Annotated in this window: 14 protein-coding genes; 6 read left to right on the forward strand and 8 right to left on the reverse strand. The window is 73.6% G+C overall.

Translation table 11 applies throughout. The annotated features are described in order from the left end of the window. Positions 1-104 precede the first annotated feature (104 nt). Positions 105-2,690 (reverse strand): D-alanyl-D-alanine carboxypeptidase, encoded by a 2,586-nt coding sequence (locus ACZ5ID_RS04040; RefSeq protein WP_468893193.1) that lies wholly within the window; start codon positions 2,688-2,690, stop codon positions 105-107. A gap of 390 nt (positions 2,691-3,080) precedes the next feature. Between ACZ5ID_RS04040 and ACZ5ID_RS04045 the strand changes: the two genes are divergently transcribed. The 3 genes from ACZ5ID_RS04045 (at position 3,081) to ACZ5ID_RS04055 (ending at position 5,427) form a co-directional block, all read left to right on the forward strand. Beyond that, a complete protein-coding gene (locus ACZ5ID_RS04045; protein ID WP_468893195.1) occupies positions 3,081-3,827 on the forward strand; it encodes a GOLPH3/VPS74 family protein in 747 nt (248 codons plus the stop codon). A gap of 322 nt (positions 3,828-4,149) precedes the next feature. Then, the gene (locus ACZ5ID_RS04050; RefSeq protein WP_358836841.1) at positions 4,150-5,007 is read left to right on the forward strand and encodes a helix-turn-helix domain-containing protein; all 858 of its coding nucleotides are present in this window, start codon (positions 4,150-4,152) and stop codon (positions 5,005-5,007) included. Between the two features lie 210 nt (positions 5,008-5,217). Further along, the gene (locus ACZ5ID_RS04055; RefSeq protein ID WP_468893197.1) at positions 5,218-5,427 is read left to right on the forward strand and encodes a DUF397 domain-containing protein; all 210 of its coding nucleotides are present in this window, start codon (positions 5,218-5,220) and stop codon (positions 5,425-5,427) included. Between the two features lie 97 nt (positions 5,428-5,524). Here ACZ5ID_RS04055 and ACZ5ID_RS04060 read toward each other — a convergent pair whose 3' ends face one another. Further along, positions 5,525-6,367, reverse strand: coding sequence for a hypothetical protein (locus ACZ5ID_RS04060; RefSeq protein WP_468893199.1), 843 nt, complete (start codon positions 6,365-6,367; stop codon positions 5,525-5,527). Between the two features lie 81 nt (positions 6,368-6,448). Here ACZ5ID_RS04060 and ACZ5ID_RS04065 point away from each other — a divergent pair, with 81 nt between their 5' ends. Both ACZ5ID_RS04065 and ACZ5ID_RS04070 read left to right on the forward strand, forming a co-directional pair. Next, positions 6,449-7,231 (forward strand): SDR family oxidoreductase, encoded by a 783-nt coding sequence (locus ACZ5ID_RS04065; RefSeq protein WP_468893201.1) that lies wholly within the window; start codon positions 6,449-6,451, stop codon positions 7,229-7,231. A gap of 334 nt (positions 7,232-7,565) precedes the next feature. Then, on the forward strand, positions 7,566-9,143 hold the full coding sequence (locus ACZ5ID_RS04070) for a sodium:solute symporter family protein (RefSeq protein ID WP_468893202.1): 1,578 nt from the start codon (positions 7,566-7,568) through the stop codon (positions 9,141-9,143). A gap of 28 nt (positions 9,144-9,171) precedes the next feature. Here ACZ5ID_RS04070 and ACZ5ID_RS04075 read toward each other — a convergent pair whose 3' ends face one another. The 4 genes from ACZ5ID_RS04075 to ACZ5ID_RS04090 all read right to left on the reverse strand — a co-directional run bounded on the left by ACZ5ID_RS04075 (position 9,172) and on the right by ACZ5ID_RS04090 (position 17,546). Then, positions 9,172-10,287 carry an ADP-ribosylglycohydrolase family protein gene (locus tag ACZ5ID_RS04075; RefSeq protein ID WP_468893204.1) on the reverse strand — a complete coding sequence of 372 codons (1,116 nt, stop codon included), beginning with the start codon at positions 10,285-10,287 and terminating at the stop codon, positions 9,172-9,174. Between the two features lie 292 nt (positions 10,288-10,579). Further along, the gene (locus ACZ5ID_RS04080; RefSeq protein WP_468893206.1) at positions 10,580-13,993 is read right to left on the reverse strand and encodes a tetratricopeptide repeat protein; all 3,414 of its coding nucleotides are present in this window, start codon (positions 13,991-13,993) and stop codon (positions 10,580-10,582) included. Between the two features lie 52 nt (positions 13,994-14,045). Then, the gene (locus ACZ5ID_RS04085) at positions 14,046-16,640 is read right to left on the reverse strand and encodes a bifunctional FO biosynthesis protein CofGH (RefSeq protein ID WP_468893208.1); all 2,595 of its coding nucleotides are present in this window, start codon (positions 16,638-16,640) and stop codon (positions 14,046-14,048) included. 66 nt (positions 16,641-16,706) lie between these two features. Further along, positions 16,707-17,546: a TIGR03619 family F420-dependent LLM class oxidoreductase gene (locus ACZ5ID_RS04090; RefSeq protein ID WP_468893210.1), complete on the reverse strand. Its 840-nt coding sequence runs from the start codon at positions 17,544-17,546 to the stop codon at positions 16,707-16,709. Between the two features lie 209 nt (positions 17,547-17,755). Between ACZ5ID_RS04090 and ACZ5ID_RS04095 the strand changes: the two genes are divergently transcribed. After that, positions 17,756-19,333 (forward strand): CehA/McbA family metallohydrolase, encoded by a 1,578-nt coding sequence (locus ACZ5ID_RS04095; protein WP_468893211.1) that lies wholly within the window; start codon positions 17,756-17,758, stop codon positions 19,331-19,333. 123 nt (positions 19,334-19,456) lie between these two features. Here the strand turns inward: ACZ5ID_RS04095 and ACZ5ID_RS04100 are convergent, their stop codons facing one another. Both ACZ5ID_RS04100 and ACZ5ID_RS04105 read right to left on the reverse strand, forming a co-directional pair. Further along, entirely contained in the window at positions 19,457-20,917 is a 1,461-nt protein-coding gene (locus tag ACZ5ID_RS04100) for an aldehyde dehydrogenase family protein (RefSeq protein ID WP_468893212.1), read from the reverse strand. Continuing rightward, complete coding sequence (locus ACZ5ID_RS04105) at positions 20,914-22,656, reverse strand: N-acyl-D-amino-acid deacylase family protein (protein ID WP_468893214.1); 1,743 nt, start codon at positions 22,654-22,656, stop codon at positions 20,914-20,916. The genes ACZ5ID_RS04100 and ACZ5ID_RS04105 overlap by 4 nt, the downstream gene beginning before the upstream one ends. Positions 22,657-22,687: the final 31 nt, after the last annotated feature.

Consider the following 22,687-nt stretch of genomic DNA (forward strand, 5'->3'; position numbering starts at 1 on the left):
CCCCCCCCCCCCCCCCCCCCCCCCCCCCCCCCCCCCCCCCCCCCCCCCCCCCCCCCCCCCCCCCCCCCCCCCCCCCCCCCCCCCCCCCCCGCTCCTGCGTCTCCCTAGCCCAGACGAGTGAGCTTCGCCCCGAAGCCGGGCTCCGCGAGATTCTTCTGCAGGGCCACCGGAGCCGAGACCTGACCGGTGCCGGAGCCCACGGTCAGCTTGCCGACCACCGTGCCCGCCTTCGCGGAGTGCGGCAGCTTGCCGCCGCCGGCCGTGAGCGAGATCGCCACCTTCAGGCTGGGCCATCCGGCGACGGTCAGGTCCTTGGTCGCGACGACCGGGTCCTTGCCGCCGAGGCCGTCGTCCACGTACCCGACGACGTCACCCTTCTTGATCACGGTCTGCGACGTCAGCGACTTACGGGTGGCGAGCAGGACGTCCTTGCTCACCTTGTTGACCAGGTCGAGGATCGAGACGGCCTTGTGCTGGCCGAAGACCGCGCCCACGATCGTCTGCTTCGTACCGCCGACCTCCTTGACGGCGGCGAAGAGCAGATTGCCGCCCGCCTTGGAGGTGGAGCCGGTCTTGATGCCGATCGCGCCGTAGTAGGGCACCAGCTTGTTGTAGTTCGGCCACTTCTGGCCGGTCGAGTCGTACCAGTACGGCTGCCGGGTGATCTCCACCAGCGCCGGGTCCTTCACCAGCTCGGTCGCGAGCTTCACCTGGTCGGCGGCGGTCGAGACGGTGGTGGCGGTCAGACCGGACGGGTCGGTGTACGTGGTGTTCGTCATCCCGAGCTGCTTGGCGGTGTCGTTCATCTTCTTGACGAACGCCGCCTCCGAGCCCGCGTCCCAGCGCGCGAGGAGGCGCGCCACGTTGTTCGCGGACGGGATCATGACCGCGCTGAGCGCGTCCTTCTGGCTGAGCGACTGACCCGCCTTGATGGTGTCGACGGTCGACTCGTCCTTGCCGGCCTTGTTGTAGCCGCCCTCCTTCTCCGCGAGGCCGTCGACGGGGATGGAGGCACCCTTGGAGCCCACCTTCATCGGGTGGTCGCGCATGATGATGTACGCGGTCATCGACTTGGTGACACTGGCGATCGGGACCGGCTTCTCCTCACCGAACCGCCCCACGGTGCCCAGGCCCGACACGGTGATCATGCCCTGGCCCTCGGACGGCCACGGCAGCTGCGGGGCGGCGCCGTCGAAGGTGAAGTCCGGCGCCGACGTCATCGTCAGCTCAGCGTCAGGAAGCGGGCGTACGAACTGTACGACCGCAAAGACGATCAGCAGCAGGATGACCAGCGGGGTCCAGATCTTGAACCGCCGCACCGCGGTGCGGACCGGGGTCTGCGCCGGGGGCGGGGTGTTGGTGAGCTCCGCGAGCAGGTCGAGCGGCGGCTTCGGCGGCAGCGGCTGCTGCCGGGTCCGCTCGGCGGCGTCGGCGTCCGGCACGGAGATCCGGGGCGAGACGGGCGCGGCCGGCACGGCGGCCTTCGCGACCTCGGCCTTCGGCTTGCCCGGCGCCGGCTTCTCCGTGTCCGGGGCGGCCTTGGGGGTGGCCGGGCGTACGTCGTCGGAGCGCAACGGCACGAACGTGCTGGCCCGCTCGGCCGTGGGCTCGGCCGTGCCGCCCGGCCGCCGGATGGCGGTGGTCGGCTGGTCCACCACGGGCGGCTTGACGGCCTTGAAGACGGCGGTGGGCTGATCGACACCGGCGCCGGCCCGCGCGCCCGCGCCCGCGGCGCTGGGCTTGGCACCCCAGGAGGCGGACCGGCCCCGGGGGCCGGACTCGTCACCATCGGGGTCGGGGACGGCCCCGGCGGCGGCGGCGGGCTTGGCGGCGTCGGCCTTCGCGGCGTCGGCCTTGGCGTCGCCGGTCGGCTTCGCGTCGGTGGTCGGCTTCGCGTCGGGCTTCACCTCGGCGGTCGGCCTCGGGTCGGCCGTGGCATCGCCGGTCCGCTTCGCGTCAGCGGCGGGCTTCGGGTCGGCCGTGGCATCGGCGGCCGACTTCGCGTCGCCGCTCGGCTTCGCCTCGGACCTGGCATCGCCGGTCCGGTTCGCGTCGCCGCTCGGCTTCGCGTCGGACCTGGCATCGCCGGTCCGCTGCACCTCGGCCTCGACGGCAGGCTCATCGGCGTCAGAGGCCCCGCCAACCCTCTGGACGGGCCCGTCGGCAGCCTCGCGAGGCGCCTCGGCCGACTTCTCGTCCGCGCCCCTGTCCGCCGCCTTGCCCTCTGCCTTGTCGGCGGCCCGGCCCGCACGCGACGCCGAAGCGGTCTCGGCGTCGGCATCCGGAGCCCCGGGGACGTCCTCGGAGGCTTCGGCCGCGGCCTTGTCCGGCCCGGCGGCCGGGGTCGCCTTCGGCGCGGGCGCACTCTCCCGTACGGGCGTGGTCTCCCCGGCGGGCTCCTCGTCCTTCGCGGCACCGGCACCCGCACCCGCCGACTCGTCCGCGGCACCAGCGGCATCGGCCTCGTCGTCCGTCGCCACCCACGCCGCCACGGCCGCCCGCAGGCGGGTGTCGCGGGACTCGGGTTCCGCCGGGCGCGGGGCGCGGAAGACCGCGGTCGCCTGGTCCACGGGGGCGGAACCACCGTCCGCGGCCCGGTCGGCACCGGCACCCTCGCCCGAGCCGTTCACGGCCGCGCTCGCGGAACCCTTCGCGGAGCCGTTGGCCGCACCGGCCGCGGACCCGTTCACGGAACCCTTCGCGGAGCCGTTCGTCGAACCAGCCGCGGAGCCGTTCGCGGAACCCTCGCGCTCCGGTGCGGAACCGGACGCGGCGCCGGGACCGTCATCCGGTCCGAACACCGCCACACGGGGATCGCGTTCGCTCGAAGTCGTCTCCCCCGACGACTGCTGCTGCTTCGACCTGTCGGGGGACTCGCCCGCCACCGATGCCTCCTCCCGGCGCCCCGGGGCGCCGTCCGAACCTGTCCGAACCATCTACCAGTGTCCTGTGTGCGGGGTTGACCCCCGTGCTAGACGAGAACGACATACCTGTCGGTTCCCGTACGTACCGGCCAGGCGCTCTCGACAGATGAATGTGAGAGGGGTCACCCTGTCATTCATCCACGCGGGGAGGCATGGATGGGCAGGAGCCGCAGAACAATTCCGGAGGAGCTTCTGCTGCTCGCTCTGGACCCGGCCACGGGTACCACAGCGCAGCCGCAGTCGCTCGACCTCGGCCTCGCCGGAGCCCAGCTAGTGGAGCTGGCTCTGGCAGGACGGATAGCCCCAGACGGGGATCGTATCGCCGTGGTGATGGCACGGCCGACAGGAGATCCGACACTGGACTCCGCACTGGAACTGCTGCGCAGGCGCGGCAGTCCGGTCCGGGCCGTCCACTGGATCGGCGGGCCCCGGCTGGGGCTGCGCCAGATTTACCTCACGCACCTGGAGCGGTGCGGCATGGTCCATGCCGTGGCGGGCCAGATGTGCGGAGTGCTGCCGACGACTCGCTACCAAGCGACGGACACGGCGATCAGCCGGGACATCAGGGCCCGGCTGGACAGTGCGATCCGCACCGGCGTACCGCCGGACCCGCGGACCGCGGCGCTCGCCGCGCTGGCCCACGCGGTCGGACTCGGCAAGCACCTGTACCCCGGCAACGAGGGGCGTTCATCGCGCTCCCGCCTCCGGGATCTGATCAGGCACGACCCGATGGGCGGACTGGTGGCGCACGCCGTCATGGACGTCCAGAACGGAGTGGGCGCGCAACCGCGTCGCAGCGCCGGCGGTCCCGCCGCCGCGGCGGGCGCCCGCGCGACCGCGACCGCGCCCGGCGTCCCGATGCAGCCGCACCGTGGCGGCATGGCCCGCGCCGTGGCCCATTAGCGGCCCGCTCCGGCACCACCTCACGCACCACGGCACCACCGGCACGACCCGTACCACCCAGCACCAGGGCACCACCCCGCACCACCGCCGCACCGACGTCCCCCTCACGACCCGGTTCGGGAGTCGCGTCACGGGCGCGCGGGGCCGGCCTTCGCCGGTCCCGCGCGACTCGCGTCCGCCGAGGCCCGGCGCTCGTACCGCCGGTAGCCAGGACCCCACCGTGTGTGGCCATTTCCCAGCGCGGCCGGGAACTTTGGTGGCAGTCTGCTGAGCACAAGAGCAGAAGAGCAGCAGCAGTGCCGCAGCCGGAGGTGCAGTTCCCGTGGCGTCCAACGTCAATCCCACCGTCAGGCGACGCCGACTGGGCCAGGAGCTCCGTCGGCTCCGCGAGCTCAAGGGCATGACGGCCGAGGAGGTCGCCGAGCGCCTGCTGGTCTCCCAGTCGAAGATCAGCCGACTGGAGAACGGCCGCCGCTCCATCAGCCAGCGCGACGTACGCGACCTGTGCGGGGTGTACGAGGTCGAGGACCACCGGATCGTCGACTCCCTGATGCAGATGGCCAAGGACTCCCGGCAGCAGGGCTGGTGGCACGCCTTCGGCGACATCCCGTACAGCGTCTACATCGGTCTGGAGACGGATGCGGCGAGCCTGCGCGTCTACGAGTCGCTGATCGTGCCCGGACTGCTCCAGACCCGGGAGTACGCGCAGGCGGTCATCGAGGGCATGTGGCCCGAGGCCGCCTCCAGCGACATCGACAAACGGATCCAGATCCGGCTCAAACGCCAGGACCGGCTCACCGACCCGTCCAACCCACTGCGCTTCTGGGCGGTCATCGACGAGGCGCTGCTGCGCCGGGTGGTCGGCAACGAGCAGATCATGCGTGACCAGTTGCTGCACCTGGCGCATCTCAGCGAGCAGCCGCACGTGACGCTCCAGGTCCTGCCGTACGACGCGGGCGCGCATCCGGGGATGTACGGCAAGTTCGCCATCCTGGAGTTCCACGACGCCATGGACGCGAGCGTGGTCTATCTGGAGGGCGTCACCAGCGACCTGTATCTGGAGAAGGCCGCCGACGTACAGAGCTACACCGTGATGTACGAGCATCTGCGGGCCAAGGCGCTCAGCGCCGAGCACTCGCGGGACTTCATCCACCGTGTGGTGGACGGGTACTCGCTGTGAGCGAGTGACACCAGGGACGGCCGGGCCCTCGGGGGCGGGCACCCTACACCTTGGCTTCCTCAACTGAGAAGGTCCCAAGGGAATATGCCATCCGGACGGGTGAACGGCCCCTGCGGCCGGTGATGTTGCGGCGTAGCGTCACACGCAGACCCGCTGGCCTCAGCGGCCGGGCACAGCACCCGGACAACCGGATCAAGCATCGGAGTCATCATGCGTGTTCAGCACCCTGCACTGACGGACTGGACCAAGTCCTCGTACTCCGCCGTGAACGGCGACTGCGTGGAGATCAAGGCGGCGGACCGCTCGACCGTCTCCGTCCGCGACTCCAAGAACCCGCTCCACGGGAAGCTGGACTTCGCCCCCGAGACGTGGTCGGCCTTCCTCCAGGACGTCAACCGCACCTCTCCGCGTGGAGTCTGACCTCCACCGGCATCGCTCCACCGCGAAGTGAGCAAGGCCCTCTCGACTGGTCCGCCGTCCTGGCCGAGGGGGCTGGTTGCTGTCCGGGCACACCCGCTCAGCGACGCAGCCGGTCGACATGGCGGTCGGTGCCCGGCACCGTGGGGATGAAGGGCGCGGCCAGCTCGACCCGACCGAGCCCCGATCCGGCGACCACCGCCCCCAGATCCGCGAAGTGCTCCTGCCACACCTCGCCCGGGTCCCGCTCCAGGAACCACAGCAGCGTGAGACGGGTACCGACCCCCTCGACCTGCTTGACGTAACTCATCCGGTCGCCGGGCAGCGGGGTCGGCCGGAAGACCGTCACCAGCGCGGCCGGGCCGCCCGCGAGCCGGCGCGGCAGATGCCGCGAGCGCAGCCACTCCACCAGCTCGGCGCGCCGGCCCGGGCTCCCGGAGTCGATCACCTGGAGGACCAGGCCCGCGTACGGGTGGTCCAGCGCGTGGTAGTCGCGCGGACCGGCCGCCCCGTCCCGGTAGACGGTCGCCTCGTGGTCCTGGAAGGCGGTGAAGACGTGCGTACGGTCCTGGTAGACGCGGCCGTCCCGGTTGAGCCGCTTGTTGATGCCGACGGTCCACCTCATGTGGTCGTCGTAGCGGCCCTCGGTGATCCAGTACGTGGAGAGGTAGCACCCGGTGGTCACCGGCCGGGCCACCGCCGACTCCTCCGGGTAGCGCAGCTCCTGGAGCGCGCGGGTCGCCACCCAGCGCCGCCCGGCGAACATCCAGGGCATCGCCATGGCCCCGGCGTAGTAGTGGTCGTCCTCGTACCAGCGGTTGTAGGCGTACTCATGGCCCGGATGCGGCTCCACCATGGTGATCAGCGCGTGGCCGGGGTGCACCCCGTACGGTCCCACCGCCGCCAGCTCCGCGTACGTCTCGCTCCTGGTCTCCTCGCCCACCGCGCTCCCCTTCCCTCCTGCCGCCGACCGCCCTACTCTGACGCCCCGTCAGAAGAACTGCCAGAGCCGGGAGGCGCCCAGATGTCGCTGAGCGGGAAGACGGTCCTCGTGTCCGGTGTCGGGGCGGGCCTGGGGCACCGGGTGGCCGCGACCGTCGTACGGGACGGCGGCAACGCGGTGCTGGGCGCGCGCACCGAGGAGAACCTGCTCAAGACGGCCCACGAGATCGACCCCGGCGGCGCGCACACCGCCTGGCGGACCACCGACATCACCGTGGAGGCCCAGTGCGAGGCGCTGGCCGCGCTGGCGCTGGAGCGGTTCGGCCGGATCGACGCGGTGGTCCATGTGGCGGCCTGGGACAGCTACTTCGGCGGGATCGAGGACGCGGACCTCACCACCTGGCAGGGCGTGCTCGACGTGAATCTGCTCGGCACCCTGCGGATGACCCGGGCGTGCCTGCCGGCCCTCAAGGAGCGCGGCGGCGCGGTGGTCATCGTCGGCACGCAGTCGGCGATCGCCGCGCCCTCCCAGGTGAGCCAGGCGGCGTACGCGGCGTCCAAGGGCGCGCTGACGTCCGCGATGTACTCCATGGCCCGGGAGTTCGGGCCGCACCGGATCCGGGTGAACACGGTCCTGCCGGGCTGGATGTGGGGGCCGCCGGTGCAGGCGTACGTCCGGTTCACCGCGCACACCGAGAAGGTGCCCGAGGCCGAGGTGCTCGGGCGGCTCACCGAGCGGATGGCCCTGCCGGAGCTGGCGACGGACACGGACGTGGCGCAGGCCGTGGCGTTCCTGGCCTCGGACCGGGCCAGGGCGATCACCGGGCAGTCGCTGCTGGTGAACGCGGGCGAGATCATGCGCTAGCAGAACCAGGTGGACCCGCTCTCCCGGCCGCACGGGACCCGCATCCCGTGCGGCCCTTCGCGTAGGTACGCGTCTGACGAAGTGGCCCGTTCATGGTGGGGCGGGCCCGCTCGGGGCGACAACACTCAATGAAGCAAAGGGCACGCAAAATCGTTCTGCTTCCTGACCTGCGTTCATATCCGTGACCGCCGAACGTCTTGACCAGCCCTCCGAACAGGCGGTTCAATCCCCGGAAGTCCCCGCTCCCGCACGGGGCCCGCTGAGCCGGACGTACTGACGAAGAGCACCGGCATACACCTCGACGTTCACAAGGCGGACCCCTCGGAGGGGACAAATGAACAGTCTCGACTGGGCCGTACTCATCGGCTACTTCGGCGTGATGGTCGCGATCGGCGTCTGGTCCCACAAGCGGGTGGACGACGTCTCGGACTTCTTCACGGCCGGGGGCCGGATGCCGTGGTGGCTCTCGGGCATCTCGCACCACATGTCCGGGTACAGCGCGGTGATGTTCACGGGATACGCGGGGATCGCCTACCGCTACGGTGTGACGTCCTTCGTCACCTGGTCCTTCCCCATCGCGGTGGGCATCGGCATCGGCGCCAAGCTCTTCGCGCCCCGCCTCAACCGGCTGCGCTCCAAACTGCGGGTGGCTTCGCCGCTCGAATACCTCAAGAACCGCTACAACATCCCCACCCAGCTCGCGCTCGCCCTGTCGGGGATGCTGCTCAAGATCGTGGACGTGGGCGCCAAATGGGCCGCCATCGCCACCCTGCTGTCGGTGTTCACCGGCGTCACCCTCACCCAGGGCATCTTCATCACCGGCTGCATCACGGCCGTGTACTGCACGGTCGGCGGGCTGTGGGCGGACGCGCTCACCGAGCTCGGGCAGTTCGTCATCCAGCTGTGCGCGGGTGTCGCCATGCTGGTCGCGACGATGGGCAAGCTCGGCGGGTTCAGCGCGCTGTGGACCGTGTGGGACAAGCTCCCCAGCGGCCACGCCGACCCCACCGCCGGGCCCTACACGGTGACGTTCCTGCTCGCGTTCCTCTTCATCAAGACCTTCGAGTACAACGGCGGCATGTGGAACCAGGCCCAGCGGTACATGGCCACCGACTCGGCCCGTTCCGCGACCCGTTCGGCCCGGCTCTCCGCGATCCTGTGGCTGGTCTGGCCGGCGGTCCTGTTCTTCCCCATGTGGTGCGCGCCGCTGCTGGTGCACGCCAAGAAGCCGGACGCCTCGGACTCGTACGCCCTGATGACCGAGAGCCTGCTGCCGCACGGACTGCTCGGGTTGGTCATCGTCGGCTTCTTCTCCCACACGATGGCAATGTGCTCCTCCGACGCCAACGCCATCTCCGCCGTCTTCACCCGGGACATCGCCCCGGCGCTCTCGCGGCGGGCGCGCGGCTGGGACTCACGGGCGGGGCTGCTGGCGGCGCGCCTCTCGACGCTGGTGTTCCTCGGCCTGTCGATGTCGATCGCCACGCAGGTCAACTCGCCCGCCTTCAAGGACATCATCACCGTGGTGATCAAGTGGGTGGCGGGTCTGATGGGCCCGATCGCGATCCCGTTCATGCTGGGCATGCTGCGCGCCTTCCGCAAGTCCGGCCCGACGGCGGCGCTCACCAGCTGGGCGGCGGGCCTGGTGACGTTCTTCCTGGTCAACTACGACCTGGACGGCTCCGACCGTACGGGCGTGGCGCTCCAGTACCAGGTGTCGGTGCCGCTGGCGGTCTCGCTGGTGCTGTACGTGGTGATCGGCCTGGTGCGGCCGGAGGACACCCCGGAGCGGGACGCGCTGCTGGCCCGGATCAACTCCGACGGCGACGGCGACGGCCACGGCTCCGGGGCCGGCTCCGCGTCGGCGGCGGTCCCCGCGCAGACGGGCGAGGCGAAGGCGCTGGAGCTCTGAGGACGGCCTGCCCCCAGGGCGTGTCGCCCTAGGCGCGGGGGTAGCGGGCGAGCCAGCCCGGGGAGTTGATGCCCGGGCCGTGCAGGGCGGGCCCCTGGGTCATCTCCATCGCGAAGTCGTCGGCGAGTTGGAGGACCGTGGAGCGCCCTTCCAGGCCCGCGACCCAGCCGGGCGGGAGGGCGGTCTCGCCGTGCAGCGCGCCCAGGAGCGTGCCGCACAGGGTGCCGGTGGCGCCGGAGGGGCCGCCGTGGTTGACGGCGAGCAGCAGGCCGTGGCGGATGTCCTCGCCGACCAGGGCGCAGTACACGGCGACGGCCAGCGCGTCCTGGGCGAGGTGCCCCTCGCCCAGCGAGGCCACCAGGTCCGGGCCGGGCATGCCCTGGCGTACGGCGCCCAGCGCGTTCTGGAGGGCGTCCGTGACGGGCTGGTGGCCGGGGCGCTGGGCGAGCAGGCCGAGCGCCCGCCGGACGGCCGCGTCCAGCGACTCGCCCCGGGCGAGCCCGTGCACGACCACGGCGAAAGCCCCGGCCGAGAGGTACGCGGCGGGGTCGCCGTGGGTCTGCGCGGCGCACTCCACGGCGAGCTGGAGCACGAGCTGCGGCTCCCAGCCGACGAGCAGACCGAAGGGGCCGGAGCGGGTGACGGCGGCGGCGTCGCGGGCGTCGGGGTTCTTGGGCCGGTCGAGGGTGCCCATGACGTCGTCGGCGAGCCCGAGCAGACACGGCCGGGTGGGGTCGCGCCTGCTGTACAGCCACTCCTCCGCGGCCAGCCACCCGTTGTCCGTACGCCGCTCGTCCGGCCCCCAGTCCCGCTGGGTGGCGCTCCAGCGCAGATACGCCCGGTGCACGTCGGTCGGGGGGTGCCAGGCGCCGGTGTCGCGGCGGACCTGGGCGCGGATGAGCCCGTCGACGGTGAAGAGGGTGAGCTGGGTGGCGGCGGTGATACGCCCCCCGGCAGCCGGGCCCGTGACGCCCTGCGGCCCGTACCGGGCGCGGATCGCGTCGAGGGCGAGGGGGGTGACCGGGGCGCCGAGCGCGTCGCCGATCGCACCACCGAGGAGGCTGCCGCGGACTCGGCTGCGGAAGTCCTGCTGCTCGGTGCGGCCCCATATGGAGGTGGCGGGTCCGGTGGCTGCTGCGGTCATGGCGCAGCACTGTAATTGATTGGGTGCGGGCGAATAAGACCGCACGGGACCGCTCTCTGGCGAGATTTGATCCCCCCGGCCTGCGGAGACCCTCCGGGGGGGCGGGGTTTGTCCGCGGGTTAGGGGGTGGCTGGCCGCGCAGTTCCCCGCGCCCCTGGCTGCCTAGGGGCGCGGGGAACTGCGCGAGCAAGCCGGCACGGTCCGCGGGCGAAAGACGCTGTCCGGGGCGCAGCCCCCGTCAGGGGTCCGGGGACGGAGTCCCCGGGGAAATCCCCACCCACCCCCGGAGGGTTCAGGGGGGTGGGGGAAGCTCCCCCAGGAGGGTCCACGCCCGGGTCGTCCGGTCCCTCAGCTCCGACGGGGCGGCCCCGCACAGACCCAGCTCCTCCAACCCCTCCGCCCGCCCGGCCCACCCCTCCCACGACACGCCCCCCGCCGACGCCAGCAGGGCGTCCGCCCGGGACCAGTCGCCCCGCGCGCACGCCGCCACCACGCCGTCGCCCCGCCAGTGCGCCGGGCCGCCCGCCCGGCTCGCCGCCATCGCCCGGTGGAACGCGCCCTCCTCGCCCGGCAGCGAGGCCGCCGCGTCCGCCGCCGCCCCGAAGTTGCCCCGCGCCCGGTGCGACGCCGCCCGGGCGGGACCGGCGGGGACGCGGCCGGACAGCAGCGCCAGGCAGTGGTCCAGGAACGGACCCGCCGCACCCCCCGCCGCCAGGCACACCCGCGCCCGGCGCCCGTACGCCCAGCCGATCTCGGGGTCGAGCAGCAGCGCCCGGTCCAGGGCCGCCAGTGCCTCGCCCGGCCGGGACAGGGACAGCAGCGCCGAGGCCACCGCCGCGTGCAGCGCGCCCTGCCCGGGGTCGAGTGCCACCGCCCGCGCCAGCGCCTCGTACGCCTCCTCGTACCGTCCGAGCGCCAGCAGCACCCGGCCGCGGCCCGCCACCGGCACCGGGTCCACCGGGTCCGCCGGGTCCGCCGGGTCCTGTTCGGCCGCCGCCGCGTAGTCGCGAAGGGCCTCCTCGTACCGCCCGGCCCGCCAGTACGCCTCCCCCCGTGCCGCGCGCACCCCCCGGTCCCCGGAACCGGCCAGGGCCACCGCCCGGTCGAGGTCGGCCAGTTCGGCCGCCGTCTCGCCCAGGTCCGCCAGCAGGAACGACCTCTCCAGCAGCGGCGGCACCCCGGAGCCGGGCAGACCTACCGCGCGGTCCAGGTCCGCGCGCGCCCCCGCCACCCGCCACAGCCGCCGCCGCACCCGGCCGCGCCAGGTGAGCGCGTACGCGTCGTCCGGTGCCTGCGCGACCGCCTGGTCCAGGTCCGCCGACGCGCCCTGGGGGTCGCCCAGTTCGGTGCGCAGCCGGGCCCGCATGATGAGCGCCCAGGTGTAGCCGGGCTCCAGCTCCAGCGCGCGGCCGAAGTCGGTCAGCGCCTCCTCGTGGCGGCCCAGCGCCTCCAGGGACAGGGCGCGGCTGCCGAGCGCCCACGCGTACGACCCGTCGAGGGCGAAGGCCCGTCCGTACTCCGCCACCGCCTCCTCGTGGCGGCCCGCCGAGCGCAGGAGGTCGCCGCGCTCGCCGACCACCCACGCCGGCTGCGCCGACAGCCGCTCCGCGCGGTCCAGGTCGGCCAGCGCGCCCGCCGGGTCCGCGAGGCCGCGCCGCACCTGGGCCCGGCGCACCAGCGCCCACACGTAGTCCGGGTTCAGCTCCAGGGCCCGGTCCAGGTCCGCCAGGGCGTCTTCGAGCCGGCCCGTCTGGTGGCGGATCCGGCCGCGGCTGGCGGGCGCCCAGGCGTCGCCCGGGTCGAGGAGGATCGCGCGGTCCAGGTCCGCGAGCGCCTCCTCGAAGAGCCCCAGCCGCCGGTACATGTCGCCCCGGTAGCCGATGTAGTACGCGTCGTCCGGCGCCAGTTCGCACGCCCGGTCCAGATCGGGCAGCGCCGCCGCCGGGCCGTGCAGGGCGCACCGCGCCACGGCCCGCCCGTAGTACGCCCGCGCCCGGCCCGGGTCCAGCGCGATCGCCTGGTCCAGCTCGGTCAGCGCCTGTTCGTGCGCGCCCGCGTGGCGCATCTCCCGGGCCCGGACGACATGGGCCGCCGCGCGGCCCGCCGCGTCCAGGCCGCCCCGGGACAGCAGCAGGCCCACCACCCGGTCCACGCCCGCCCGTTCGTCGGCGAGGGCCGCCAGGCAGTCCGCGCCCCAGCGCCGCAGCGGCCCGTCGTCGGCGTCCTCGCCCGCCTCGGCGAGCGTGGTGGCCCAGCGGCGGGCGGCGGCGGGCCCGGCCTCGCAGGCGTCCACGCCGTCGCGCAGCATCCGGGCGAGCGCGGCCCCGGGCCGGGCGCACAGCAGGTGGTAGGACTCCTCAAGGCGCAGTTCGCGCCACCGCTCGCCGCTCCACGGCTGCCGGGCGGGGACGGGCCCGGCAGCCTCGCGGCGCGCCGCGAGCGCCTCGGCGAGCCGGTGGTGGCAGTCGCTCCAGCGCTGCGGGGAGCCGGTGCGCTGGACGCCGAGCATGGCCGTGCGCACCACCGGGTGGTACTGGGCGCCCCCGCCGTGGTCGCTGACGAACGGCAGGGACCGCAGCCACCCGTACAGCCCCGCCGCGTCCGCGTCGACCGCCGCCCGGAACACGTCCTCGTCGATGCGGCGGGGCAGCGCGCAGGCGAGCGCGGCGGCCCGGCGCACCGGGTCGCCCTCCCACCTCAGGAAGCGGTCCACGGCGGTGGCGCCGGGGGCGCGCGCGTCGCCGGGGTTCTGGGCGAGCGTGGAGACCAGGACGGGCAGCCGCCCCGACAGCCGCAGCACATCGCGGACGACGTCCTCGTCCACCACGCCCTTGGCGGCGAGCAGTTGGCGCGCCTCGGTCTCGGTGAACAGGTCCAGGGGCAGTTCGGCCACCAGGTCCGCGCTGTCGGCCCAGCAGCCGGGGTCGAGCCGGCGCTGTCCCGCGAGGACCACCACGACCTGGGCGGGCAGCGCCCCGTACCGCTCGGTGGTGATCAGGTCGCGCAGCCAGGTGTCGAGGAAGGGCGAGGTGCGCTCGTAGGTGTCGAAGAAGAGCACCGTCCACGGCGCCTCGTCGGCGAGCCGGGCCAGCTCCGCGACGAAGACCGGGGTGAGGGCCCGCACCGGGTCCAGGACCAGCTGGGCGTCCTGCTGCTTGCCGAACCGGGCGCTCAGCGCCGCCCGCGCCCGGTCGGCGCCCTGGGCGAGCTGCTGGGCGTCCACCGCGCCCGTCAGCGCGCCCACGCCCGGCACCAGGCCGAGGCCCGCCAGGGACGCCTGGGCGAGCACCGAGGCGCCGGGGGAGGGCGCGGTGGGCCCGGAAGCGGCGGGGGCGGCGGCGGACTCCGCCTCGTACCGCATCCGGCGGTAGGTCGCGAGGAGCCGCTCCAGGGACTTGAGGGGGTGTCCCTGGCGGGCGAAGTGGGCGCAGAGCGCGGCGAGCGTCTCGGGGACGCTGTTGACGGCCTCGTCGGCGCACGCCGTCACCGCGCCGCGTTCGCGCGCGGTGTGTTCCAGCTCGCGCACCAGCGAGGTCTTGCCGACCCCGGCGGCCCCGTGGACGTGGAAGACGAACCGGTGCCGCTCGTCGTCGACGGGGATGTCGAAGTTCTGCCGGAACAGGGCGAGTTCGCCCCGGCGCCCGACGAAGCCCGCCCGTCTGCGCCGCCGGATGAGCTCCTGCATCGACGCTCTGCCCGCTGCCATGGGATCAGTATGCGACGCCCCCCTGACAGCGGGCCTCCGGCGCCTCGGCCGCTCAGTCCCCCAGCACCGGCAGGAGCTCCGGCAGATGGCCGTCGGAGGCGAGCGCCGCGGCCCGCCGCTCGGGCGGCACCTCGCCGTACAGCGTGGTGCGCGGCCTGGCCGGGCGGCCCGCCGCCTCCGCGATGGCCACCAGGTCCTTGATGGAGCGGTACGAGCCGTAACTCGACCCCGCCATCCGGGAGATGGTCTCCTCCATCAGGGTGCCGCCCAGGTCGTTGGCGCCCGAGCGCAGCATCTCGGCGGCGCCCTCGGTGCCCAGCTTCACCCAGCTGGTCTGGATGTTCGTGATGTGCGGGTGGAGCAGGAGGCGGGCCATCGCCATCACCGCGCGGTTGTCGCGGGTGGTCGGGCCGGGGCGGGCGATCCCGGCCAGGTAGACCGGCGCGTTGGTGTGGATGAAGGGCAGCGTCACGAACTCGGTGAAGCCGCCGGTCTCCTGCTGGATGCGCGCCAGCGTACGGAAGTGGCCGAGCCAGTGGCGGGGCTGGTCCACATGGCCGTACATCATCGTGGACGAGGAGCGGATGCCCAGCTCGTGGGCGGTCTTCACCACCTCGATCCAGGTGGCGGTGGGCAGCTTTCCCTTGGTGAGGATCCAGCGGACCTCGTCGTCGAGGATCTCGGCGGCCGTGCCGGGGATCGAGTCGAGCCCCGCCTCCTTGGCGGCGGTCAGCCACTCCCGGATGGACAGGCCGGTGCGGGTGGCTCCGTTGACGACCTCCATCGGCGAGAAGGCGTGCACGTGCATGCCCGGTACGCGCTCCTTGACCGCGCGCGCGATGTCGAAGTACGCGGTGCCCGGCAGGTCCGGGTGGATACCGCCCTGCATGCACACCTCCACCGCGCCCACCTCCCAGGCCTGTTCGGCCCGGTCGGCCACCTGCGACAGCGACAGGGAGTAGGCGTCGGCGTCGGTGCGGCGCTGGGCGAAGGCGCAGAAGCGGCAGCCGGTGTAGCAGACGTTGGTGAAGTTGATGTTCCGCGTCACGATGTACGTGACGTCGTCGCCCACCACGTCCCGGCGCAGCTCGTCCGCGATCCGGCAGAGCGCGTCCAGGGCCGGGCCGTCCGCGTGCAGCAGCGCCAGCGCCTCGTCGTCGGTCAGCTTCGTCGGGTCGTCGGCGGCGGTGGCGAGCGCGGCCCGGACGTCGGTGTCGATCCGGGAGGGCGCCATCCCCGGGGCCGCCGCCTCCCGCAGCGCCTCCCAGTCGCCGTACACCTCGTCGAAGTCGTCGCGCCGGTCGGCGGTGCGGCCCTCGGTGTCGATGGTGCGGTGCAGATCGGTACGGCCCGTGGAGGTGAAGGCCTCCTCGGGCTCCTGCCACGGACGGCCCTCGACCACCGCGTCCGGCCGGGCCAGGCCCGTCAGCGGGTCCGCGAGCGCCCGTACGTGCGGCAGCAGCCGCGGGTCCAGCCAGGGCTCGCCGCGCAGCACGAACTCGGGGTACACACACAGACGTTCGCGCAGCTCGAAGCCGGCGGCGGCGGACTCCGCGGCGAGCAGCTCGATCCGCGGCCAGGGCCGCTCCGGGTTCACATGGTCGATGGTGAGCGGCGACACCCCGCCCCAGTCGTCGATGCCCGCCCCGATGAGCCGTCCGTACTCACTGTCCACCAGGTTCGGCGGCGCCTGGAGGCAGGCGGAGGGGCCCATGATGTGCCGCGCCACCGCGACCGTGGCGACCAGCTCGTCCAGCTCCGCGTCGGGCATGCCGCGCATCGCGGTGTCCGGCTTGGCGCGGAAGTTCTGGATGATCAGCTCCTGGACGCCGTGGTACGAGCGGGCCACGCGGCGCAGCGCGAACAGCGACTCGGCGCGCTCCTCGTACGTCTCGCCGATCCCGATGAGCAGCCCGCTGGTGAAGGGGACGGAGGAGCGGCCGGCGTCCTCCAGGACCCGCAGCCGTACGGCGGGCTCCTTGTCCGGGGAGCCGAAGTGCGGGCCGCCCGGCTCCGACCACAGCCGGGTCGCCGTCGTCTCCAGCATCATGCCCATGCTCGGGGCCACGGGCTTGAGGCGCTGGAAGTCGGTCCACGACAGCACCCCCGGGTTGAGGTGCGGCAGCAGGCCGGTCTCCTCCAGGATGCGGATGGAGATGGCCCGTACGTACGCGATGGTGTCGTCGTAGCCGTGCGCGTCCAGCCACTCGCGCGCCTCGGGCCAGCGGTCCTCCGGCTTGTCGCCGAGGGTGATCAGGGCTTCCTTGCAGCCGAGCGCGGCGCCCCGGCGGGCGATGTCGAGGACCTCGTCGGGGGACATGAACATCCCGTGCCCGGCCCGGCGCAGCTTGCCGGGCACGGTGACGAACGTGCAGTAGTGGCACTTGTCCCGGCACAGCCGGGTGAGCGGCAGGAAGACGCTCTTGGAGTACGTGATGACTCCCGGGCGGCCCGCCGCCTCCAGCCCCGCGTCGCGCACCCGGGCGGCGGAGGCGGCGAGGTCCACCAGGTCCTCGCCGCGTGCCTGGAGCAGTACGGCCGCCTCGGCGGTGTCCAGCGCGACACCGTCCCGGGCGCGTCTCAGGGCGCGCCGCATCGCGTTGGCGGTGGGTGCGGTTGCCTGCGGTTCCTGCGCGCTGGAGGTCATCCCCCGAGCATACGAGCGGGGGCCGGTCGGGGGTGCGGGGGTGTTGAAGTGCGGACCGCGGCGCGCTCAGGCCGCGCTCAGGAACGGCCCGAAGTCGTCCAGCGCCTTCAGGACCGTCGCCTCGTCCGCCGACGGGAGCTGGACGATGACCTCCTCGATGCCCAGCCGCTCGTAGTGGGCGAGCTTGCCCGGGTCGGGCAGGACCGCGTACGGGACGACCCGGAGGTCGGCCGGGGCGCGGCCCGCCTCCTCCCAGGCGCGGCGCAGCAGCGGCAGGGAGTCGGTGAGCCCGCCGCCGCCGATCGGCAGCCAGCCGTCCGCGTGCTCGGCGATGTGCGCGAACAGCTTCGGTCCCGCCGCGCCGCCGATCAGGACGCGCGGCGCCCCGTTCCGTACCGGCTTGGGGTGGGCCTCGCTCGCCCGCACCGAGCCGAAGCGGCCCTCGTACGCGGTGGGCTTCTCCGCCCACAGCGCCCGCATCAGGGCCAGACGGTCGTGGACCAGTTCGCGGCGGGTGGACCACTCCACCCCGTGGTCGGCGGCCTCCTCACGGTTCCAGCCGTAGCCGACGCCGAGGGTGAAGCGGCCCCCGGAGAGGTGGTCCAGGGTGGCGGCCTGCTTGGCGAGGTCGATCGCGTCGTGCTGGGCCACCAGCGTGATGCCGGTGCCGAGGTCCAGCGACGGGGCGACGGCGGCGACCTGCGCGAGGGCGACGAAGGGGTCCAGGGTGCGGCTGTACTGGCGGGGCAGCTCGCCGCCCGGCGGGTACGGCGAGAGGCGCTCGACGGGGATGTGGGTGTGCTCCGGCAGGTACACCCCGGCGAATCCGCGCGCCGCCAGCTCGCGGGCGAGCCGGACGGGGGTGATCGTCTCGTCGGTGAGGAAGATCGTGGTGGCGATACGCATCCCCACTTCCTATCCCCGCGCCCCTCCAGGTGCAAGGGATACCGCCCGGCCACACGGGCGCCACGGACCGGCCATCGCCCAACCGCCGCCCCTTGCCCGGACGTTCATACGCGCGTACGACTGTGGACAGCGACGGACACGAACGGACAGGCACGAACGGACAGGCACCAACCGACAGGCCCCTTCCACCCCCGCCGGGAGCGCATGCCATGACCGGATCCGGATCCGAGGACAGAGCCCAGGACGGCACCCGCGACGCCACGCTGGGGCGGCGCGCACTGTTCGTGACGGGAGCGGCCACCGCGCTCACGCTGGGAACCGTGAGCTTCGCGGACGCGGCGCCGGGGGGCGGGGGTTCGGGCGGTTCTGGCGGTTCCGGCGGTTCCGGGGAGACGACCCGGACCGTCACCGGCACCCTGCCGCCCGGCGCGCCGGACTTCGTCCATCTGCCGGTGGAGGTTCCGCGCGGGGTGCGCGAGCTGGCCGTGGCGTACACGTACGAGAAGGCGGCCGTCCCGGCGGGCACGCCGAACAACGCCCTGGACATCGGCGTCTTCGACGAGCGCGGCACCGAGCTGGGCGGCCGGGGCTTCCGGGGCTGGTCGGGCGGGGCCCGCACCGAGTTCTTCATCCGGGCGGACGCGGCGACCCCCGGCTACGTCCCGGGCCCGGTCCGGGCCGGGACCTGGCACATCGTGCTCGGCCCCTACACGGTCGCGCCGCAGGGGCTGCCGTACACCGTGACGATCACCCTGAAGTACGGCGAGCGGGGCACCACGCCCCGGCCGGTGTACCCGCCGGCCCGCGCCCGGGGGCGGGGCCGGGCCTGGTACCGGGGCGACTGCCATCTGCACTCCTGGTACTCCGACGGCCGGCGCACCCCCGCCGAGATCGCGGCGCTCGCGCGGGCGGCGGGCCTGGACTTCATCAACACCTCCGACCACAACACGCACGCCTCGCACCCCGCGTGGGAGGGCCTGTGGGGCGACGACCTGCTGATCCTCACCGGCGAGGAGATCACCACCCGCAACGGCCACGTGCTGGCGCTCGGCGTCGACCCGGGCACCTTCGTCGACTGGCGCTACCGCGCCCGCGACAACCGCTTCGGCCACTTCGCCCGGGAGATCCGGCGTGCCGGGGGCCTGGTCGTCCCGGCCCATCCGCACGGCACGTGCGTCGGCTGCAACTGGAAGTTCGGGTTCGCCGAGGCGGACGCGGTGGAGGTGTGGAACGGGCCGTACACCCCGGACGACGAGGTCTCGCTCCAGGAGTGGGACGGAATGCTGGCGGTGGCGGCGCGTTCGGGCGGGCGGTGGACCCCGGCGATGGGCAACAGCGACGCGCACCGGGACCCGGACCGGATCGGCGGCCCCCAGACGGTGGTCCTCGCCGACGACCTGTCCCGGCAGGCCGTCCAGGCGGGCCTGCGGGCGGGCCGCTCGTACGTCGCGGAGTCCTCGGCGGTCTCGGTGACCTTCGGGGTGTCGGGCGCGCGGGGCGAGCACGCGGGGATCGGCGACCGGCTGCGGGTGCCGGCCGACGAGCCGGTCACGGTACGGCTGGACGTCACGGGCGCACCGGGCTGCACGGTGTCCTTCGTGACGGACCAGGGGACGGTGTTCAGTACGGCGGTGGGGGGTTCCGGGGCGGGGGCGGGGAGTGCGGAGTGGGGGACGACGGGTTCGTACGCGACGTACGTACGGGCGGAGGTCCGCCACGCACCGGTCACTCCGGGCCTGCCCGGACCCTTGGCGGCGTTCACGAATCCGGTGTTCCTGGGGGAGTGATGCTGGGGGGCGTGTGTCGTGTGCGGGCCGGTGGTGGGCCGGTCGCGCAGTTCCCCGCGCCCCTTAGGTACTGCGCCGCAGCCAGAGAACAAGCTCAGCCACAGGCCTTTAGGGGCGCGGGGGTCAGCCCGGCCAGACTATGGACTGGAGCTCGCTGTACGCCTGCAAGGCGTACGACCCCACATCCCGCCCCACCCCACTCCTCTTGAACCCTCCGAACGGCGCCTCCATGTTCCGCCCCACCGTGTTCACCCCCACCCCGCCCGCCCGCAGCCGGCGCGCCACCCGGAAGGCGCGGGCCACGTCGCCCGACCAGACGTAGTCGATCAGGCCGTACTCGCTGTCGTTGGCCAGCGCGACCGCCTCCTCCTCGTCGTCGAAGGGGACCACCGCCACCACCGGCCCGAAGATCTCCTCGCGGACGACGCGCATGTCGTGCGTGCAGTCGGCGAGCAGGGTGGGCGCCACATAGAACCCGCGCCTCAGCGGCGGCCGTTCGCCCCCGGCCACCACCCGCGCCCCCTCCTTCCGTCCCAGCTCCACATACGACTCCACCCGGTCCCGGTGCGCGGCCGAGATCACCGGCCCGACCACCGTCCCCGGCGCCGAGGGATCGCCCACCGCCAAGTGCCGCGCGTACAAGGCCAGTTGGCGCACCAGCTCGTCGTGGACCGACCTGTGGACCAGGACCCGCGTCGGCGCCGTGCAGATCTGGCCGCTGTAGAACGAGAACGTCGTGCCGATCCCCCGCACCGCCGACCCCAGGTCCGCGTCCTCGAACACCACCGCCGCGCCCTTGCCGCCCAGCTCCATCAGCTGGCGTTTCATGCCCCGGCCGCACACCTCCGCGATGCGCTGCCCGACCGCCGTGGAACCGGTGAAGCTGACCATGTCGACGTCCCGTGAGTCCACGGCCGCCTCCCCGACGGCCGGTGCGGAGCCGGTGACCACGTTCACCACGCCCGGCGGCACCCCCGCCTCCGCGAGCGCCTCGGCCATGCGGAAGACCGAGAGGGGGTCCTGCGGGGCGGGCTTCACCACCACCGTGTTGCCCATGGCGAGCGCGGGCGCGACCTTGCCCGCCGGGTTGGCCCAGGGGTTGTTGTACGAGGTGACGCAGGTGACCACACCCACCGGCTGCCGTACCGCGACCGCCCCGAAGACGCCCGCCGCGCCCATCGGCCCGGCCTCGTTGATCTGCGGCGGTACGGCGCTCTCGACCGGTTCCAGGGCGCCCTTCGCGTACCGCCGGAAGCGGGCCGCGCCCACCGCGACCTGCATCCCGCGCGCGGTGGCGGTGGTGGCGCCGCTCTCGGCGCGGACGAGTCCGGCGTACGCGGCGAACTCGCGCTGGATGACGTCGGCCGCCCGGTCGAGGATCGCGGCGCGCTGTTCGGGGGCGGTGCGGGACCAGCCGTCGAAGGCCTGGCGGGCGGCGGACGCCGCCGCGTGGACCTGGGCGCGGCTCGCCTCGGGGGCCAGGCCCACCACCTCCTCGGTGGCGGGGTCGACGATCTCGTACCGTCCGTCGTCGGGCTCGACCCACTCGCCCCCGATGAACAGCTTCGGCTCGTACAGGCTCACTTGACCGACACCGTCCTCGTGTCGCGTCCTGAGCGCAGGACCGTACCGGGCACGGCGCCGGTCACCACGTCGTCGCGGATCGTCTCGACGCCGTTGACGCGGACCGAGACGACACCGATCGCCTTGGAGTCCAGGCGCGGGCTCCTTCCCGGCAGATCGTGGACGAGGGTGGCGGGCCCGGCCGCGACGCGTTCGGGGTCGAAGAGGACGAGGTCGGCGTGGTGGCCCTCCTCGATCCGTCCGCGCCCGCGCAGCCCGAACAGCCGGGCCGGGTCGTCGCTGAGCATCTTCACGGCCTGTTCCAGCGGCACAAGACCGCGTCCGCGCAGACAGTCCCCGAGGAAGCGGGTGGTGTACGGGGCGCCGCACATCCGGTCCAGGTGGGCGCCCGCGTCGGAGCCGCCGAGCAGGACGTCCTCGTGCTGCCAGGTCTCCCGGCGCAGCGCCCAGCTGGCCGGGTCGTTGTCGGTGGGCATCGGCCACAGCACGGTCCGCAGCCGGTCGTTGGCGCAGATCTCGACCAGGCAGTGGAAGGGGTCCTGGCCGCGTTCGGCGGCGATGTCGCGCACCACGCGTCCGGTGAGCGAGGCGTTGGCCTCGGAGTAGGTGTCGCCGATGACGTACCGGCCGAAGTCGGCGAGGCGCCGGAAGACCCCGGCCTCCTTGCTCTGGGCGCGGCGCAGCATCTCGGCGCGTACGGCGGGTTCGCGCAGCTTCGCAATCCGTTCGGGAACGGGGAGGTTGAGGATCTCCCCCCATCCCGGGATCAGGTTGAGGGCACAGAAGGTGCCGAGCGACATGTTCATCGGGGTGAGGATCGGCATGGTCAGCGCGACGATCCGGCCGCCCGCGCGGCGGGCCCGCTCACTGGCGGCGAGCTGGCGCGGGACGCGTTCGGGGACGGCCGCGTCGATGGTGAGCACGTTCCAGTTGAGAGGACGCCCGGCGGCGGCCGACATCTCCACCAGGAGGTCGATCTCCTCGTCCGCGAACTGGTCGAGGCACCCCGCCACGATCGCCTCGATCTGGGTGCCCTCGTGCTGCCCGACCGCCCGCGCGAGGGCGATGAGCTCGGCGGGGCCGGCGTGCCGGGAGGCGACGGGACGGCCGTCGCCGTCGGAGTGGGTGGACGACTGGGTGGTGGACAGGCCCCAGGCGCCCGCGTCCATGGCGTCGTGGAGGAGGCGCAGCATCGCGTCGAGCTGGGCGGGGGTGGGGTCGCCGCCGACGGCGTCGGGGCCCATGACGTAGCGGCGGAGCGCGCAGTGGCCGACCATGAACCCGGCGTTGACGGCGATACGTCCTTCGAGGGCGTCCAGATACTCCCCGAACGTCGACCAGCTCCAGTCGACCCCGTCCTCCAGGGCCTTGAGCGCCATGCCCTCCACCCGGGCCATCATCCGCCGGGTGTAGTCGGCGTCCTCGGGGCGGTCGGGGTGGAGGGGGGCCAGGGTGAAGCCGCAGTTGCCGCCGGCGACGGTGGTGACGCCGTGGTTCATGGACGGGGTGGCGTACGGGTCCCAGAAGAGCTGGGCGTCGTAGTGGGTGTGGGGGTCGACGAAGCCGGGGGCGAGGACGAGTCCGTCGGCGTCCTCGCTGGTGCGGGCGGTGTGGGGGGCGAGGGTGCCGGGCTCGGCTATCGCCTCGATGCGGCCTGCTCGGATGCCGATGTCCGCGGGGTAGGCGGGGGCGCCGGTGCCGTCGGCGACGGTGGCGCGCCGGATCAGGTGGTCGAGCATGTCCCTCTCCCTCACGTGGGTGCCCCGGCCG

The organism is Streptomyces sp. NPDC031670, assembly GCF_055580545.1.